At 42.1% G+C, this 17985-nt stretch carries 16 protein-coding genes, 1 tRNA gene and 1 pseudogene; 11 read left to right on the top strand and 7 right to left on the bottom strand.

The window, feature by feature from the left end; genetic code table 11:
- Positions 1-11 precede the first annotated feature (11 nt).
- Positions 12-224 (bottom strand): DUF433 domain-containing protein, encoded by a 213-nt coding sequence (locus tag HWQ40_RS18670; RefSeq protein WP_292780303.1) that lies wholly within the window; start codon positions 222-224, stop codon positions 12-14.
- A gap of 744 nt (positions 225-968) precedes the next feature.
- Complete coding sequence (locus HWQ40_RS18665) at positions 969-1214, bottom strand: hypothetical protein (RefSeq protein ID WP_292780235.1); 246 nt, start codon at positions 1212-1214, stop codon at positions 969-971.
- A gap of 250 nt (positions 1215-1464) precedes the next feature.
- Between HWQ40_RS18665 and HWQ40_RS18660 the strand changes: the two genes are divergently transcribed.
- Positions 1465-3441, top strand: coding sequence for an AMP-binding protein (locus HWQ40_RS18660; protein ID WP_292780232.1), 1977 nt, complete (start codon positions 1465-1467; stop codon positions 3439-3441).
- A 42-nt stretch (positions 3442-3483) separates the two neighbouring features.
- A complete protein-coding gene (locus tag HWQ40_RS18655) occupies positions 3484-3933 on the top strand; it encodes a YlqD family protein (RefSeq protein WP_012412623.1) in 450 nt (149 codons plus the stop codon).
- Positions 3934-4024: 91 nt separating this feature from the next.
- Here the strand turns inward: HWQ40_RS18655 and HWQ40_RS18650 are convergent, their stop codons facing one another.
- Complete coding sequence (locus tag HWQ40_RS18650; protein ID WP_292780231.1) at positions 4025-4495, bottom strand: hypothetical protein; 471 nt, start codon at positions 4493-4495, stop codon at positions 4025-4027.
- A 530-nt stretch (positions 4496-5025) separates the two neighbouring features.
- Between HWQ40_RS18650 and HWQ40_RS18645 the strand changes: the two genes are divergently transcribed.
- Both HWQ40_RS18645 and HWQ40_RS35670 read left to right on the top strand, forming a co-directional pair.
- Complete coding sequence (locus tag HWQ40_RS18645; RefSeq protein ID WP_292780229.1) at positions 5026-6318, top strand: dihydrolipoamide acetyltransferase family protein; 1293 nt, start codon at positions 5026-5028, stop codon at positions 6316-6318.
- Positions 6319-6517: 199 nt separating this feature from the next.
- Entirely contained in the window at positions 6518-6679 is a 162-nt protein-coding gene (locus HWQ40_RS35670; protein ID WP_366934010.1) for a DUF4351 domain-containing protein, read from the top strand.
- Positions 6680-6687: 8 nt separating this feature from the next.
- Here HWQ40_RS35670 and HWQ40_RS18635 read toward each other — a convergent pair whose 3' ends face one another.
- The 3 genes from HWQ40_RS18635 to HWQ40_RS18625 all read right to left on the bottom strand — a co-directional run bounded on the left by HWQ40_RS18635 (position 6688) and on the right by HWQ40_RS18625 (position 9901).
- Positions 6688-7500: a class I SAM-dependent methyltransferase gene (locus HWQ40_RS18635; protein WP_292780227.1), complete on the bottom strand. Its 813-nt coding sequence runs from the start codon at positions 7498-7500 to the stop codon at positions 6688-6690.
- Between the two features lie 106 nt (positions 7501-7606).
- A complete protein-coding gene (locus HWQ40_RS18630) occupies positions 7607-8503 on the bottom strand; it encodes an AraC family transcriptional regulator (protein WP_292780226.1) in 897 nt (298 codons plus the stop codon).
- Positions 8504-8719: 216 nt separating this feature from the next.
- The gene (locus HWQ40_RS18625; protein ID WP_292780225.1) at positions 8720-9901 is read right to left on the bottom strand and encodes an RtcB family protein; all 1182 of its coding nucleotides are present in this window, start codon (positions 9899-9901) and stop codon (positions 8720-8722) included.
- 318 nt (positions 9902-10219) lie between these two features.
- Between HWQ40_RS18625 and HWQ40_RS18620 the strand changes: the two genes are divergently transcribed.
- The 4 genes from HWQ40_RS18620 (at position 10220) to HWQ40_RS18605 (ending at position 12520) form a co-directional block, all read left to right on the top strand.
- A complete protein-coding gene (locus HWQ40_RS18620) occupies positions 10220-11107 on the top strand; it encodes a class I SAM-dependent methyltransferase (protein WP_292780224.1) in 888 nt (295 codons plus the stop codon).
- The gene (locus HWQ40_RS18615; protein ID WP_292780222.1) at positions 11104-11832 is read left to right on the top strand and encodes an HAD family phosphatase; all 729 of its coding nucleotides are present in this window, start codon (positions 11104-11106) and stop codon (positions 11830-11832) included. Before HWQ40_RS18620 ends, HWQ40_RS18615 begins: the two co-directional genes overlap by 4 nt.
- 65 nt (positions 11833-11897) lie before the next feature.
- Positions 11898-11970 (top strand) — tRNA-Ala (locus tag HWQ40_RS18610).
- Between the two features lie 334 nt (positions 11971-12304).
- A complete protein-coding gene (locus tag HWQ40_RS18605) occupies positions 12305-12520 on the top strand; it encodes a hypothetical protein (RefSeq protein WP_292780221.1) in 216 nt (71 codons plus the stop codon).
- A 478-nt stretch (positions 12521-12998) separates the two neighbouring features.
- Here the strand turns inward: HWQ40_RS18605 and cas12k are convergent.
- Positions 12999-14891, bottom strand: a pseudogene (cas12k, locus tag HWQ40_RS18600) (type V CRISPR-associated protein Cas12k).
- Positions 14892-15021: 130 nt separating this feature from the next.
- Here cas12k and HWQ40_RS18595 point away from each other — a divergent pair.
- Genes HWQ40_RS18595 through HWQ40_RS18585 form a run of 3 tightly spaced genes read left to right on the top strand, consistent with a single transcriptional unit; the run spans position 15022 to position 17868 of the window.
- The gene (locus HWQ40_RS18595) at positions 15022-15435 is read left to right on the top strand and encodes a hypothetical protein (RefSeq protein ID WP_292780220.1); all 414 of its coding nucleotides are present in this window, start codon (positions 15022-15024) and stop codon (positions 15433-15435) included.
- Positions 15389-17506 carry a helicase-related protein gene (locus HWQ40_RS18590; protein WP_292780218.1) on the top strand — a complete coding sequence of 706 codons (2118 nt, stop codon included), beginning with the start codon at positions 15389-15391 and terminating at the stop codon, positions 17504-17506. Before HWQ40_RS18595 ends, HWQ40_RS18590 begins: the two co-directional genes overlap by 47 nt.
- Entirely contained in the window at positions 17500-17868 is a 369-nt protein-coding gene (locus HWQ40_RS18585) for a hypothetical protein (RefSeq protein WP_292780217.1), read from the top strand. The genes HWQ40_RS18590 and HWQ40_RS18585 overlap by 7 nt, the downstream gene beginning before the upstream one ends.
- Positions 17869-17985 lie beyond the last annotated feature (117 nt).

Genomic DNA, 17985 nt, shown 5'->3' with positions numbered 1-17985 from the left:
CCTTTCACCCACTAAGATTTTAATCGGAGAAGTCCTGGGGCTTCCAGAAAAGCAATCACTTGTTCTCGCTTCACTGTAAGAAATCCCTCTAGAAAATCATCAACTGACTCCCCCGCTTTCAAATAATCCACCAGGGTTTGCACACGTACTCGCGTTCCTGCGAAGACTGGCGTACCACTTATCACATCTGGCGATGCGGTAATGATTGCTGACTGACTCATTATCTCTTGAATGTGGCACAACAGTATTCTGGCATCACTTATGCTGGTTAACGCAGTTCTTCGGAAGCTGTGAGTACTAACGCCCTCAATACCCAGCCACACACAGACACACCCCAAATAAAGCTTAGTCTCTTGGGTTGACAAAGCCCTCGTTAAATAGGAGATTAATTTGATCAGGGGTGAGGATTTCTGCACTGCCGAATCTGTTTATTGTCATAGGTTATACCCTACATTGTGTAATTAACATTTGATATCAACACTCCACCGAGATGCCCTCTGCGTGGAGCTTTTAATTTGGAGTGTTTGAGGGGCGATCGCTCTTGGTGTAATTTTGCTATCAGTTGGCACGCAACATAAAAAGTAGTATCAATCAATAACTATACCGATTGATATCTTTGACACTTAGCAGACTATAAGAGTAAAAATAATTACAAAATTCACTTAGAAGCCAAGAAATATTAACCCAAGTCATTCCCAGAAGAGGAAAATCTCTTTGTGTGTTTGCGATGCAAGGAGCTTAATGTATTTTGCAACTTTCATAAATAAAATCTCGTCGCCATTTGTCACCATACTGAACACAGGTTTATTCAGGTTAGGGTTAGCCATCAGAGTTTGCGCTTTAGCGAAGAAAGCGCAAACTGCGAACAACATAAGATATTTGACAAATGAGAATGAATATGTTTTGACAAGTTAATTTAATAGCTAGCCGTCGGAAGCACTGAGGAATTTTTACTGACAAACAGTCCATTAATTCGGAGAACACTTAGCACAAAAATCAGGACTGAATTTGCAGTATTGGCTACCTGTCAATTGGTAAGCTGTACAATAAGGAAAACTTGTAAGTTCAATTTTGGCTGCTTGTAATTTGGAACCATTCGCCAACGTTTCAGTAAGTTTGGTTTTATCAGCCAGAAGGATAGCTAAAAGCTTAGGTAACGCTATGCAAGCAGCAATATTGAGCAACGTTAGCATTATGCCGTCGATAAAATTCATAGGTAATCATCTCCTGTGAAACATAGGCGTAGGCGTAGCCCGTCGTAGACATCGCTGTTCTTAGATGCAAACACAATCATTGCTTGCACTCTATGTAAATTAACTTTAACATAAATTTTTGTAAATATAAACGTGGAATTCCTGGAATTATCATACACAGAAGGGTATGTGGATAATAAGGATGGATATTGTAGCGTAATAACAAAATAAGCTGGAAAATAATCAGTTTAAAATCTTTAGGTAAGGTGTTATGTCAAAAACCCAAACCGCGTCTTCTTTTTTATCTAACATCAGTGAGCGAGAACGGCAGGCATTAAAGCGGTTGGTAGATTACACAAATGTGGAATCGCTGCCAGAAATTTGGCCTTTGGCCGCTCAACGATTTGGTGATGTTGTGGCTCTCCGCAATCCTCATGCTAAACCAGAAGTAGCGATTACTTATACCCAGTTGGCAGAGCAAATGCGACTATTTGCTGCTGGCTTACAGGCGTTGGGAGTAAAAGTAGGCGATCGCATTTCTCTAATTGCTGATAATAGTCCTCGCTGGTTTATTGCCGATCAAGGCATCATGACTGCTGGAGGCGTTGATGCGGTGCGTAGTTCCCAAGCCGAAAAAGAAGAATTGCTGTTTATTATCACTAATAGCGGCAGTACAGCGATCGTAGTAGAGGATTTAAAAACACTTAAAAAACTACAAGACCGCCTCAAAGATTTACCAATTCAAGTGGTAATCTTACTTTCCGATGAAGCACCACCAACAGACGCAACCTTAAAGGTGCTGAATTTTACCCAGTTACTCGAAATTGGGAAAAGTCATAATTTTGTGCCAGTCAAGCAAAATCGTGACGCTCTGGCAACCCTAATTTATACCTCTGGCACTACAGGTAAACCCAAAGGTGTAATGCTGTCTTATAGTAACTTGATGCACCAAGTAACAACGTTTGGGACAGTATTGCAGCCAAACGTGGGCGATATTGTTCTCAGTATCCTGCCTTCGTGGCACAGCTACGAACGAACCGTTGAATACTACCTACTATCTCAAGGTTGCACCCAAGTTTATACCAACTTGCGCTCCGTAAAAGGGGATTTGAGACAATTTAAACCCAACTACATGGTGGGTGTACCCCGCTTGTGGGAATCGATTTATGAAGGAGTGCAAAAGCAGTTCCGGGAACAACCAGCAAATAAGCAACGCCTAATTAACTCTTTATTGGGCATTAGCGAGAAATATATCAAAGCGCGGCGAGTTGCTCAAGGGTTGAGCTTAAATAATCTTCATGCTTCAGGTAGTGAACGATTAGCAGCTAGGATACAAGCATCGGCTTTGTTACCCCTCCATGCCTTGGGAGAACGACTGGTTTACGCCAAAGTTCGGGAAGCCACAGGAGGACAAGTTAAGCAGATGATTAGCGGTGGTGGTGCGCTTCCCAGACACATAGATAATTTCTTTGAAATTATTGGCGTGCAGATTTTGCAAGGCTATGGCTTGACAGAAACTTCTCCTGTTACCCATGTGCGGCGTCCTTGGCGAAATTTGATTGGCGCATCAGGGCTACCACTACCTGCTACAGAAGCTAAAATCGTCGATCCTGAAACAAAAGCGCCTTTACCAATAGAGAAGCGAGGCTTAGTATTGTTGAGGGGCCCGCAGATTATGCAAGGCTATTACCAAAATCCCGAAGCGACAGCGAAAGCAATTGACGCTGAAGGTTGGTTTGATAGCGGTGATTTGGGTTGGCTGACACCACAAGACGACTTAGTGCTGACTGGCAGAGCTAAAGATACGATTGTATTGACTAACGGGGAAAACATCGAGCCACAGCCGATTGAAGATGTGTGTTTGCGATCGCCATACATTGATCAAATTATGCTCATCGGTCAAGATCAGCGCAGCTTGGGAGCCTTAATTGTCCCCAATGTCGAAGCTTTAGAAAAATGGGCAGCAAGTCAGAATCTAACGCTGGATACGCCTAACGATCAAGTGACTTCCTCAGATAGTCAAAAAATTGACTTCGAGAGTAGAATGATCCAGGATTTATTTCGGCAAGAATTAAATCGGGAAGTCCAAAATCGTCCAGGCTATCGACCAGATGACCGCATCGGAACGTTTAAACTCATCCTGGAACCGTTTTCCATCGAAAATGGCTTGATGACACAAACACTAAAAGTTCGCCGACATGTCGTCACGGAACGCTATCGCGATATTATTGACGGCATGTTTGCCTGATCATTCCACCTGCTAACTGTAAAGAGTGAACGTGAAATATTTATGGATGTCTCCAAATCTAATTTGCTTCTGAAACGCGTCGTTAACGTCAAAGTCATTGTGACTCCCCTTTGGAAAGAGGAAGTCCAACAGCAGCTGCAAACCCAAATCAATCAACTTGACCAGCAATTGCAACAGCTAGACGTTGAAGGACAAAGAGCGATCGCGGCAATTCAAAAGCAGAGTCTGCAACCACCTGGTCCCCAGACTCTCCAACAAATTGACAATATTCAACTCCAAGTCAATCAAAAAAAGAGTGAATTTTTAGAGCAAAAAAATCAGTTGCTGCAAAACCTCCAGCAAGTGCAGTTTCTCCAGCAAGATCAGGAAGTCAACCAATTCCAAATGGAAGGCTTTTTCCGGGTAGAAATCGGTGATAACCTGATTAGCAAAATGCAAGTCGAAATCGTTCTACGCGATGGCGTTGTAGAAGAAATTCGCGGTGACATTTAGAAAGTTATGAGTTATGAGTTATGAGTTATGAGTTATGAGTTATGAGTTTATAACTCCTGACTTTTAACTCCTGACTCCTAACTTTTAACTCCTAACTCCTGACTCCAGCCCAAACAATTTGCCACACTGGAGGTGAGCTAATAAACAGCGATCGCCCAAAGGTTGTCATCTCCGCCCGATATTTAACCGTCCCAACTGAATTATTACCCCGCTTGATTTGCGTAATCGTCACTAACGCCTGATTTGGTTGTGGATAAACTACCTCTATCTTTCGCGTTCCTCCAACTGCTATCTCCTCAAAGGCATTCAGGGCGAGGGTAGTAGGATTACTGCCTTGGAGAGATGAGTTAAGTTTTTCTAAAGGTATAGTTTGATAATTGGAGCGCTCCGAGAATACTGCAACTTCCTGAGACTGATGTATTGCTCCCATCTGCTGGGTTTGCTCATCACTAGTCTCAACAATCGGTGCAGATTGCTGGTGCTGAATAATATAAATTCCAGCACCAGCCGTAGCAGAGATACTTAATATCACAATCAAAAAGAATTTCAGCTTTGCCGACATAAAAGTAAACAGGAATTTCAAATAGGTTTATTACCAATTTTGAATTCTAGATTGAACTACATCCTATATCCTCTATCCGTGAGAAGCTCTTGTATCTTAAGTAGTGGTTATGAGGAATATTAAATAGCAATCCCATTTAATCTGTGAGAAACTCGTGGTGGTTTTTGCAAGTAAATGACTAAAACAAGATCGAGATATTGGCTAACCATAGAGGATAGCTCTGTATTATAGACCTCTAAGCTATATTTAGGTTCCTAGAGCCATTAATCATTAGTGAATAACCAATGCCCAATGCCCAATACCCTTCAGGAGTGCTGAGTGGGGAATCTCACTTCTTTACTCAGCACGGGCTAAACCCTAGCTATCCGCTAACGGAACTCAAAAAAAAGGAACTGTTTTGCCCAATGCCCCATGCCCAATCCCCAATCCCCAACCTAAAATATAAACAGTTTAAAACTCTCCCATCAAGATACAATTCGATCTGACAAAAACTGTTAAAGTCCATAAACCATTGATTTCCAAACCACCCTATGAGCATTCACGAAGTATTTATGCCGGCGCTGAGTTCCACCATGACAGAAGGCAAAATCGTCTCCTGGGTGAAATCGCCTGGGGACAAAGTGGAAAAAGGCGAAACAGTGGTGGTTGTAGAGTCAGATAAGGCAGATATGGATGTAGAAACCTTTTATGAGGGATTTCTTGCCCATATCATAGTTGAAGCTGGTGAAACTGCCCCGGTAGGATCTGCGATCGCCTTCATCGCCGAAACGGAAGCTGAAATTGAAACTGCCAAATCTCTTGCCAATTCTGGCGGCGCGGCTGCTACTACTAGCTCTTCCCCTGAACCAATCGCCGCTACAGCCTCAGTTGCAACACCTGCCTTAGCGTCTCAAAACGGGTCTAACCACAAAGAAGGAAGGCTTGTAGCTTCACCCCGTGCCCGCAAGTTAGCCAAAGAACTCAAAGTTGATTTAACTACACTCCAAGGTAGTGGCCCCCACGGACGCATTGTCGCCGAAGATGTAGAAGCATTGTCTAACAAGGGCAAACAACCCGCCACTGCCCCAGCAGCACCTGTACCAACCAGCGCCCCAGTTACACCCCCAGCACCTCGGACACCATCACCCGCACCCGTGGCGGCGGCTGTTCCTGGTCAAATCGTACCTCTAACTACCTTCCAAAATGCCGTAGTGCGGAACATGGTAGCTACCATATCCGTGCCCGTCTTCCGTGTCGGTTATACAATTACCACCGATGGATTAGACAAACTTTATAAACAAATTAAATCCAAAGGTGTGACAATGACAGCGCTATTGGCGAAAGCTGTAGCAGTGACATTGCAAAAACACCCATTGTTAAATGCTAGCTACTCAGACCAGGGAATTGTCTACCATTCTGATATCAACATTTCCGTAGCAGTAGCGATGGATGATGGCGGATTAATTACACCTGTCCTGCAAAATGCAGATGCAGTCGACATATATTCTCTATCGCGTAATTGGAAGTCTTTGGTAGACAGAGCTAGGGCAAAACAATTACAGCCCCAAGAATACAACAGTGGTACTTTCACCCTGTCCAATTTGGGGATGTTTGGCGTAGACAAATTTGATGCAATTTTACCGCCTGGACAAGGTTCAATTTTAGCGATCGGGGCATCCCGTCCGCAAGTAATAGCAACACCCGACGGTTTATTTGGCGTGCGGCAACAAATGCAAGTCAATATTACTTCTGACCACCGGATTATTTATGGTGCCCATGCTGCGGCGTTCCTGCAAGATTTAGCAAAATTGATTGAGACAAATCCTCAATCTTTGACACTGTAGTTTTGAAAAAACACCAAATTTAAATGTTAGCGCTATCAGCAAACAGCAGTTTGTCGTAGAGTAGCGCTAACAACCAACAATACCTACACTTAAATTTTTTATGTCTAAACTAATAAGTAGGTAGGCATAATTAAACATACAATAAAATCCTAGTTCGTAGTGAGCGATTCATTGCTCATAGCAAGGTTTATTAGGGAACATCCCAATTTTCCAAAAATTTACGGGACTGACGCCCCCTTCCCCCTGCCTCCAAAACTTTTCAAACATCCTCTTGGCTCAGTTAGAAAACTTGGGTGAAGTATTACTAGATTTTGCTAGTAAAGCTGATTTAATGAATTGGCTAAATACAATAGAAAATTAGAGTTTGCTTTAAACTTTTCGACCAGTTACAAAAAAAGTCAGATTTTCGTACCAAGCTCCTTGCTCGGTTGCTTCTGCTTCAATTTTTTGACGATACTCTGCTTTTAATTCTGTCATTTTCTCTGATGAAACCTGTAACAAAGGATTTTCTCTGGGATTAAACCATCCTCCATTCCATTCTTTAGCTTGCTCTAGATTGCGGTAGAAACCTAGTTGTTGGATCTTCACTTCAATATTTTGAAAACCAGCTTCTGCAAGCAGATGATGACATTTTTCGGGTGTGCCTGTTGGCTCATTGATACTTGTCAGCAAAATATTATGTTTGTTACAAATATCGATGATGAGTGGCGCTCCACAAGATTCTTCAGAGCAACAAGAAAAAGCTACAACTCCCCCTGGTTTGAGAAAACGATACCATTTACGTAGAGCAGCAGGAATATCTTTAAAATACACTATCGCTGTAGAGCAAAGAATTACATCGAAACCCTCATCATTGAAGTCGATATACTCAGCATCGGCTTCAATAAGTTCGATATTTTGTAAGCCTAATTCTTCGATTTTATGTTGTGCTTGAGTTAGCATCTCTGAAGAAAAATCTACTCCAGTGACTTTTCCTTCAGAACCGATAATTTGTGAAACAGCAATGGCAATGATACCTGTGCCAGTTGCCATATCCAATACTTTTTGTCCCTTTTGCAGTTGAACTAAATCTAGTAGAGGCAGAGCGCGATGAATTGTATAATCGTTGTCATAGCTAGTTCTGCTATCGAAGAAATCAATTACTCTTTTCTTATACTCTTGTTCGTATTGGCTATTTTGCATGATCTTCTCGATTTCACTGGTCAATTATGAGAATAAATTGTGAGTGAAACTTTTGTCTTCTGAAAACTTGCTTTCAAAATGTTTAAATCTTGCAAAATCCCAAAATTTATATCATCTCTCTATATGCTTTGGGTGTGATTCCTATATGCTTACGAAAAAGGGTAGTAAAGTTGCTTTGGCTAGAACAGCCTACTTGAAGTGCAATTTCGATAATAGGTAATTGAGTATAAGTGAGTAAAAATTTAGCTCGTTCAATCCGACATTGAATAACGTATTGATGTGGAGAAAGACCCATTAAACGTTTAAACCAACGACAGAATGAATAAGAATTCATATTCACTAGACTAGCCAGTTCTACCAGCGTTAATTCTAGTGCTATGTTGTCATAAATATAATCAATTACCTCCCGTAATTGACACTTGGAAAGATTAACCTCAAATGCAATTAGTTGCTGTGTTTCAGAATAAGTCTTGAGGAGATGGGCTGCTAGAGCAGTAGCAACTGATTCACCATATAGTTTACCAGATGGACATCCGACTTCAAGCTCTGCTTTAAGTGCCATTCCCAGATGAAGAATTTGGCGATCACAGACTCCGCGCTGTGGGATAATTTCAATAGTGCGATAGCTCCCAATGATCGTCTCATCTGCTACTCTCTTAAATAGACTGGAATCAAAAGAAATTAAAAAAAATTTTATTTCCTGGTGCCAACGTGCTTGAGTCGGAATCCCCTTTGGAGTGACATTAACCAAACCTCTCCTCATCTGCGTACTGTGTAACCTTCCACCTGCTAGCCGCCAGTCTATTTGACATGAATTACCAAGCCAAATATTAATGCTGTGCTGCTGTAAGCAAAGCTCTGGACATTCAAAGGCGGGTAAATAATGCTGTTCAAGCACAATCCCGTTCCAGTGATTAGTGCTTGATAAAATAGGAGGTTTGCTGCTCATCGGCACAAGATTTCCGCTTGCCACATGAATGGCTGAGAGTTGTTCAGATTTCATGTTGCTACTCACTTGTAAGCCACTACAAAAAAGATAATAAGCTAATACGTGACAAAGTTACACTATTAACTTCTTTTCACTAGCCCTAGCAGATGTCTCTATTTGTTCAGTCGCACTTAAAACAATCATTTATTCCTCAGCGTACCTCTGCGCTTACCTCAGCGTACCTCTGCGTTTAAAAAAATAAAAAAGGTGGGTATTACCCACCCGACAAACTTATCCCTTCACACAAAGAACTTGCTTGAGAGTCGCTACAACCTCAACCAAATCCGCTTGATTTTCCATAACTTGCTCTATCGACTTATAAGCACCAGGAATTTCATCTAACACACCCTCATCTTTGCGGCATTCTACACCATTTGTTTGCTCAATTAAATCATCAAGCGTATAGACATTTTTTGCCTTATTTCTAGACATCAAACGCCCTGCACCGTGAGAACAAGAACAAAAACTATGAGCATTACCTTTACCCTTAACGATGAAAGATTTCGCCCCCATCGAACCAGGAATAATCCCATAATCTTCAGTCTGGGCGCGGACTGCACCCTTACGAGTAACGTATACATCCTCATCAAAATGCACTTCTTTTTCGGCGTAATTGTGATGACAATTAACCTGCAATAAAGGTTTAGTTGCCTTCCCACCGGCTAAATGCTTCTCAACTATGTGCTTAAAACGCGCCATCATCACATCGCGGTTGACACGAGCATAGTTTTGTGACCATTGCAAATCGTGCCAATATGCCTGGAATTCTGGGGTACCAGCGACAAAGTGAGCTAAATCAGGGTCAGGCAATTTATTACCTGCCATTTTTGCTAATTCCCTGGCTGTGTGAATATGACACTGGGCAAGCTTATTGCCAATGTTACGCGAACCAGAATGCAGCATCAGCCAAACTTGATTCTCTGTATCCAGGCACACTTCAATAAAGTGATTTCCTCCACCAAGAGAACCCATCTGTTTCATTGCTTTACCTTGTAGGTCTTGCACACCGCGATGCAAGTCTTTAAAATCATCCCAGTGCTGCCAGTTGCTGACAGATTTTTCAACATCTTTATTTTCGTTGAATCCAGTTGGAATTGCTGCTTCAATATCCAGACGGATTTTCTTGAGTTTACCTTCTAGTTGTTCGGCGGTAAATGCTGTTTTGATAGCGCTCATACCGCAACCAATATCCACACCTACAGCAGCTGGAATAATTGCCTCTTTGGTTGCAATTACAGAACCCACTAAAGCACCTTTTCCTAAATGAACATCTGGCATTAATGCCACGTGCTTAAATACAAATGGTAATGATGCCACATTCTTGGCCATCTTGGTTTCTTCTGGGCCCAAAGAGTGATTTGCCCAAGATAAGACGGGTGCTGGTGTGGTAATTTCTAACTTTTCGTAGGGCATAATTTTTTCTATTTTGGATTTTAAATTTTAGATTTTTGATTGAGTATAGGGTAGTGATACTTATCGGTATGACTTATAACCCATTACTTAGTTAGTTGTAGCAATATAAATGTTGTATTGTCTTTCATTTGGCTCTCTGAATTTTCGTGAAGCTGAAGAACTACTTTTAGGAGTTACATTTTTATGCTACAATCATAATACAGTAAATTACAATCGTCAACATATCACCACAGGGAGAAAGCAGATGCTTCCCAGATGTATTAAAATTTGTAAAGAAAATCACTTTGTTTAAGTAGCTCTTTAAAGTTCTGACACAATATGGCAGTGCGTCAAGATACAATCTGGGAACGTTTTTTATCCCCTGTAGTACGTCTTTTGATTGATGAAGACGGGTTACGGCGTTACGCTGATAGTATTGATTGGGAGAAAGAGAGCGATCGCTATCGACGAGATGATGTCATAATTCCGTCGTACTACAGTAATCAAAACTTTCACGGTATTGCTGGCGGATATCTCAATTCCGATGCAGCAGTTACTTACGATCCGATTACTCAATACGTTCTACCGCCTAATGAAAGTATTGTCCGTCAAGCTTTAGTTGATGCCGTTCAGGTGAAACCACGACGCATACTCGATTTAGGCTGCGGCACTGGTTCCACTAGTTTAATGTTAAAACAGGCTTTTCCCGAAGCGGAAGTTATTGGTTTGGACTTATCACCCTATATGCTGGTAAGGGCGGAAGATAAAGCTAGAAATGCTGGCTTGGAGATAGTCTGGCGACACGGAAATGCTGAAAAAACTGGTTTGAGGGATGCAACATTTGACTTAGTAACAGCCTCTTTGCTATTCCACGAAACACCAGATGCGGTGTCTCTAGCTATTCTGCGAGAAAGCTTCCGGTTGCTGGTAACTGGAGGTCAAGTGTTAATTTTAGATGGGAATCAGAAGACTCTGCGTCAGTTAGAATGGCTCAATGATGTTTTTGAGGAGCCATATATTCGTGAGTATGCTGCTGGTAGTATAGAAGCGAATATGGGTGCAGCCGGATTTGAAGCAGTGCGATCGCAGGATGTATGGTGGATAAATCAGGTAACTAGTGGCTTTAAACCAATAGCAATCGAAAATGTCCGTCAGTACACTCCCACATCAGTAGATAATAATGATTTGGAGGGACTTGGTTCTCCAGCGTTTGGCATAATGGCATGAGTTTAAAGGCAGTTCTCTTTGATTTTAATGGTGTCATCATTAACGATGAGCCAATCCACCTGCAACTGATCGATGAGATTCTCATTGAAGAAAATCTCCAACCCCAAAAGGTGAGTGAGCGTCAAGCTTCTTTAGGACGCAGCGATCGCGCTTGTTTTGGGCAACTACTCGCTAATCGTGGTAGAGTAGGCAATGAAAGCTATTTAACTCAGTTGCTGTACCGCAAAGCCCAAGCTTATACGGTGGAACTAGAAAAAATAAAGAAACTGCCTTTATATCCAGGTGTAGAAGACTTAATATTTCAGGTGCGATCGCGGAATCTGAAACTAGGATTAGTTAGTGGCGCGATTCGCAAAGAAATAGAATTGGTACTGAATCGCGCTAAACTAGCCGAACATTTTAAAATTATCGTCGCGGGTGATGACATCACCACCAGTAAACCAGAACCCGATGGTTATTTACTGGCAGTAAAACGCCTAAATAAAAAATATCCCGACTTGAATCTTCAACCACAAGAGTGTCTGGCAATTGAAGATACTCCAGCAGGTATCGAAGCGGCAAAGCGATCGCAAATGCAAGTTGTTGGTGTCGCAAATACTTACCCATTCCACATGCTTCAACGCTGCTGTAACTGGACTGTTGATTATCTTAGTGATTTGGAACTCGAACGGGTGCAAAAAGTTTATTCCCAAAAACAGCCTCAACCATCGGTAACTGAATGTTAGAATAGTTTATGGTGATAATGTATTGAGTTAATGAGTGATATTACTCTTGACTTAGCACCGATTAAGGGGAATTAGCTCAGTTGGTAGAGTGCTGCGATCGCACCGCAGAGGCCATCGGTTCGAATCCGTTATTCTCCATTTGTACATTCGCAAATTATATGTCGCAATTCGCAAATTGATGTCGCTTTTTGCAAATTAAGGTCGATTTCGTAACGTTTGTGTCACTAATTTTAGTATATTAGGTTTTCGCAAATTAATGTCGTCTTATTCCGTCATTAGCTGTAAAACTTACCACAAGGAAATTATTTTTCCCTGACATTTGTTCGATCGCAGCACTCCTTTCAACCCTCCTAATAACTTAGTTGTACTCTTTAACCATTTTCAAATGTGGTTAGTAGGAATACATATTTTCTATTGCTTATTTTTTTGATCTACTCCTAGCCGGGATGGTTGTTGAAACTCTGGGAGTTTGATGTATGGAGTTGAATCTTCTCCTTTCAACCCACCCCAGCCGGGATGGTTGTTGAAACTTGTATCCAGTGGGGAGACTGGATTAGTGCCTGCTTCTTTCAACCCACCCCTAGCCGGGATGGTTGTTGAAACACTTCCTGCCCAAGTAAGCGTTTCGCGCCAGCATTCTTTCAACCCACCCCTAGCCGGGATGGTTGTTGAAACTCTACCCGTCTAGAACCCTTGCTATAAAAGCTTTCCATACACATAATTTGGCAGGTGTGCTTAAAATGTCTCGAATTGCAAATTAAAAAACTAAATGCATTGACACACTAGTTTCTTAAGTCAAGACTGGATAAGGGTTTTAAAGTTTTGGCGGGACTCCAGGGATTTTGCCCCCACTTTGACACGCCAAAAAAATATTTGGAGGGTTCCCCCGACGAAGGGGGTGATTCAGTAGCCACCACTGTGGTAATCCACACCGTTATGAATAACGACTATGGCTAAAAGCCTTACTCCTTATTGCTGGGAGCGCACCTATCCTGTCTTGCGACAGCAGCATCAGAAGCGGGCAGCTACCAGGGTCAGAAAGCATGACGGTCTGACAACCGCCAAACTAACCCAGATTTTTCACAGTACATTGGCTCAAAAGAGCATGAACTGCGGCGCTGTTATAAACATATTATATTTTCTAGGTTCGGATTAGTGAATTAAATTTAAGCGGCTTGACGTTCTTGGTAAGCAAAGACGGCTAAATTTCCCGCTTTTTCTTGTGGACTACCTTTGATTGGCTGTGTAGCAATTTCAGTAGAAATTCCAACTTTTGCAGCTTGGGATTTAATACTCTCAATTAATCGACCGTAACTCCAGCGATGAATGCTTATACGATATTCTTTGGCATATTTTTGTTGAGCTTCCTTGTAACCAGGACATTTCTTCTCTGCTCTGGATTGAATTTCGCTACTGATTTGCTCACGCATATCGCGGAGTTTTGGGATAACTATGCTGTCTGCTTGATAGGTTTTGGCGATCGCAATAATTGCATCTGCTAATAATCTATCTATATATTGCCCTAACTCTGATTCACCAAAGGAGTTTGGCGCATTCTGTTTCTGAGCTTTGTGTCGTTCGTGAGATAGGCGTTGCTGTTGTTGTCGCTGACGATTGAGAAGATTGTAGTTTTCACCAAGTAGTTGTTTGACGCTGCGATAAGCTAGAACTTCATTTTTAACAACATCTACCACCGCTACTGTGACTGGCTTTTTTAGACCAAAACTAACGCCAACTAGGATTGAGGGTTGACCTTGATAATTAGGCTTGCTGGGGCGAGGGAAAGGGTTATTAATTCGATCTAGCGTTGATTGCTGACGAGTGATAAAAGCTTGCTGTTTATCTTTGAGGTCATCTTTCTGTTTTACCTTCGTTAAAGTTTTGGTAATTTTTGTAAATTTCTCCTCAACCACCTGTTGAGTTCCTTCAGTAGTCCACATCCGAGTATCTAAAGAGCAGTAAAGATGCAGCTGATTTACTTTCCAGACTTTACCTTTTCCTTCATCTGGGAACCAAGCAAGCCTCCCTGAACGCAGAGTGAACAAACTACTTGAATGTTGGTTTTTACTATTGCGTTTAATTTCTTGATCCTCTAAAAAGCGTTGAAAGTAATGCAAATGACGCTGATCACAGTAAATCTCAAAGGTCAGTTTTCCCAAGCCATCGAACCGAACAAAGAGACGACCTTTGTCATTTTTTAACCATGTCATATCTTCGTTAGATTCGTAAGCCACGGGAAAGGGGACATCAGCAGTTTTTCTTAAAAGTGCTGCTTGCCAAGCTTTTGCCTCTTTTTCATTTTGAGTTACATTAGCTGTAGCAATTTCTAAAGTTTCTAACCACTCTTCTCCTGTCAAATCTCTACCTTTAGGTATGCGACTTTGAAGTTGGTCTTTTTATCGCTCAATTTCTATTTCCTTTTTGCGTCTATTTCTAGTAAATTCTTCTGGATCTTCGTTGACTTCACTGATTTTACACTTATTTTTGAGCAGACATGCGAGAGCGCAACGAGTAAGAGGGTCTTCTGTTTCTCCGTAAGTGTTTAAGAGAATTTGGAAAAGTGAAGATTTTTTGGACTTTGTAGATTTTTTAGTCTTTTTGCCCTTTTTCTGGTTGCTATTCTGCTCGGACTGGGGGGTAAATTTGGTAAGAATTTCGGTGGCTTTAGTACGAATTACGTTTAAGCTACATTGACTTTCTTGTTCGAGTTCTAGATCGCTTTTGAGCATTTTCAGCCAACGCTCTTTCCCTTCTATTTGGTACTTTCTGCGTTTTTGTAACGCAAACCAGGATTTATATACATAATCCACTAAAGCGATCGCTGAGGTGTAAAAGCGTCCAGGTTGACCAGCAAAACGCTCTTGAGTTTCGAGGAAGTTAACAAGTGTTTTAAGTAATTCAGTAGGTATTTTGCCTTCTTCTAGCCAGGTTTCAAATTCTGGGTGCTTTCCTACCTGTAGCAACAATTCATTGATAAGTGGTGTATTTTTTTCAGCCATAAGTTCCCACAGTTGACGGAGAGTGTCTTCTTCCGCAACCAAGCGACATTGAATTGTAATTTTACGAAGTAACTTAGTTACCGATTAAACATTACAAATAATATCTATTGGCACTTTAGAGAGGGCAGGTAGTAAGAAATCAATCCTTACTGCCTATCCTTTGCTGCCTACTCTTAAATACAGAGAAACGATGACGGAAACGTTAAACCCCACACCAGGCTCTATAGTCAATTGTCGCAATCGGCATTGGGTTGTATTACCTACCGAAACTGAAGATATAATTCGCTTGCGTCCTCTCTCAGGGAACGAAGAGGAAATCGCAGGAATTTATCAGAAGCTTCAAGAGTTAGGGATAGAAACTCTGCAACCAGCAACCTTTCCCTTACCAAACGCTATCAGTATTAAAGACCATACAGCAGCAATCCTAGTGATGGATGCAGCACGTCATTTGCTGCGAAGTGGAGCAGGGCCATTTCGGTGTTTAGGACGTTTATCATTGCGTCCTCGTCCTTATCAGTTAGTGCCTTTATTGATGGCGTTGCGATTAGAGACAGACAGTGCGTCTACTCATTGCAGACGACGTGGGAATTGGGAAAACCATTGAAGGTGGATTAATTGCTCGTGAACTTTTAGATAGAGGTGAAGTAAAGCGGATAGCTGTCCTTTGCCCTCCTCATTTATGCGACCAGTGGCAGCAGGAATTACGCGAAAAGTTTCATATTGATGCTGTGGTAGTCCGTTCTGGAACAGCTTCTAAATTGGAGAGAGCAATCCCGAATGGTTCTCATATATTTAGTTACTATCGACACCTGATTGTTAGCTTGGACTATGCCAAGGCAGAACGCCGTCGTGCAAGTTTTATTACACACTGTCCTGATTTTGTAATTGTGGATGAGGCGCATACTTGTACCCGTCCCAGCAGCAAGAGTACATTTCAGCAGCAACGTCACCAATTAATTCAGCAGATTGCCGAGAAAAATAATCGCCATTTATTATTACTTTCGGCTACTCCTCACAGTGGCATTGAAGAGTCTTTTTTATCACTGCTAGGATTGCTCCAACCGGAGTTTGAGCAATTAACCCTAGACCGCCTAACAGAGAAACAGCGAGACAAACTGGCGAGTCATTTTATTCAGCGTCGGCGGGCAGATGTTAAACAGTGGTTGGGGAATGAAACGCCTTTTCCTGAAAGAGATTCAGAAGAAAAGCCTTACAAGTTATCGAAGGAATATAAGCAATTATTTGATGATGTCTACAGCTTTGCTCGTGGGCTAGTAAAAACTACGACACAAGACATGAGCTATGCCCAGCGTCGGGGACGTTATTGGTCTGCCTTGGCGTTGATTCGTTGTGTGATGTCTTCTCCCGCCGCCGCAATAACAACGTTAAACCGTCAGGTGAGTAAATCCGGTGACGATAGTTTGCTTGCTGATTTAGACAAAGACTTAATGAGTTCTTACGTTTACGACTCCACAGACCAGGAACAAGCTGTTGATGCAACTCCGACTGTGGTTGTAGAACAGGGACAGCAAAGCTATGGCGATACAGATAAACGCAAACTTAGAGCTTTTGTGCAAGCAGCCCAAAAGTTACAGGGTGAGAAAGACCAAAAATTACAATCATGTATCGCTTCCATACAAACCCTGCTTTCAGAAGGCTTTAACCCGATTATCTGGTGTCGCTATATTGCCACAGCAAATTATGTTGCTGATACTCTCAAGCAAAAACTAGAAAAGAAGGGGAGTCAAATTCGAGTCATTGCCATTACTGGGGAACTTTCAGAAGACGAACGAGAAATTCGCCTGCAAGAGTTAAAGTCATATCCTCAAAGAGTTTTGGTAGCTACCGACTGTTTAAGTGAAGGGGTAAACCTGCAATCTCACTTCAGTGCAGTGATTCACTATGATTTACCCTGGAATCCGAATCGTTTGGAACAATGGGAAGGACGTATTGACCGCTATGGTCAAACTGCAAGTCAAGTTAAAACTTTCTTGCTTTACGGTTCAGATAATCCGGTAGATGGCGCGGTTTTGGACGTGCTAATTCGCAAGGCTGTACAAATTCACAAGACCTTGGGAATTACTGTCCCCGTACCAATGGACAGCACCACAGTGTCGGAAGCTGTTTTTAAATCTTTATTTGACCGCGCTCAAGATGCGGTGCAATTGTCTCTGCTGGATTTATTGAATGAAAAAGAATCTGCTGTTGACCAAGTTCATAAAAATTGGGACAAAGCTGTAGAGCGAGAAAAAACTAGCCGTACTCGCTTTGCTCAACGTTCAATCAAACCTGTGGAGGTAGAGCAAGAACTGATTGAATCTGACCAAATTCTAGGTAATGAACAGGATGTGGAACGGTTCGTGTTGTCAGCAGCAAATCGCCTATCTTGTTCGTTAAGTAAGAAAAAACAGGGTTGGCTACTATCGACAATTCCTAATTTTCTCCAGCCTTCCTTGGGGGATAAGCCGCGCTTGCTCACCTTTACAACCCCTGCACCAGAAGGGGTGGAATATGTAGGACGGAATCACCCTTTGGTAGAAGGTTTAGCGCGTCACATTATTGAAGATGCGCTCTCCAATAATCAAGACCCGTCGCAGCACGGTGTGGTTTTACTACGACGGATACTGTCACCAAGCGCACGACTTTGCTCTTATTGCGGCTACGGCATTTGTTAAACAGTCCCAAACACCAAAGTTTGCTGGCGGAGGAGTGTGCAGTAGTTGGATTTACTGGGCCTCCATCTAATCCCATCTGGCTGACACCGGAGGATGCAAAATCTTTGCTGGAACAAGCTAACCCTGTGGGTGATGCGCCTCTAGGCATCAAACAGGCGGAAATTGAAGAGTTACTCAGCAAAATTACAGAGATTGAGTCTGATTTAGAACTATTTGCCAGAGAGCGATCGCATTCTCTTTCCCAATCACATCGACGAGTCAGAGCAATCACCCAAGAAGGACAGATTCAGGTTAAACCCCAGCTAACAATGGATATTCTAGGGGTTTATATTCTCCAGCCTGGGAAAATTCGTAATTCGTAATTCGTAATTTTTTAGACAATTTTTAATATTAGGTGCGTCAGAGATGAGTGTAACAAGGATTACTTTAGCAGGCGTTCAGATTGAAGGGAATTTGCTAGCAGCAGATAAACTGCCGAA

Source organism: Nostoc sp. NMS9 (assembly GCF_017114995.1).
Taxonomy (GTDB): domain Bacteria; phylum Cyanobacteriota; class Cyanobacteriia; order Cyanobacteriales; family Nostocaceae; genus Nostoc.
Note: the sequence above shows the minus strand (reverse complement) of the source record. Positions and strands in the feature narration are given on the sequence as shown.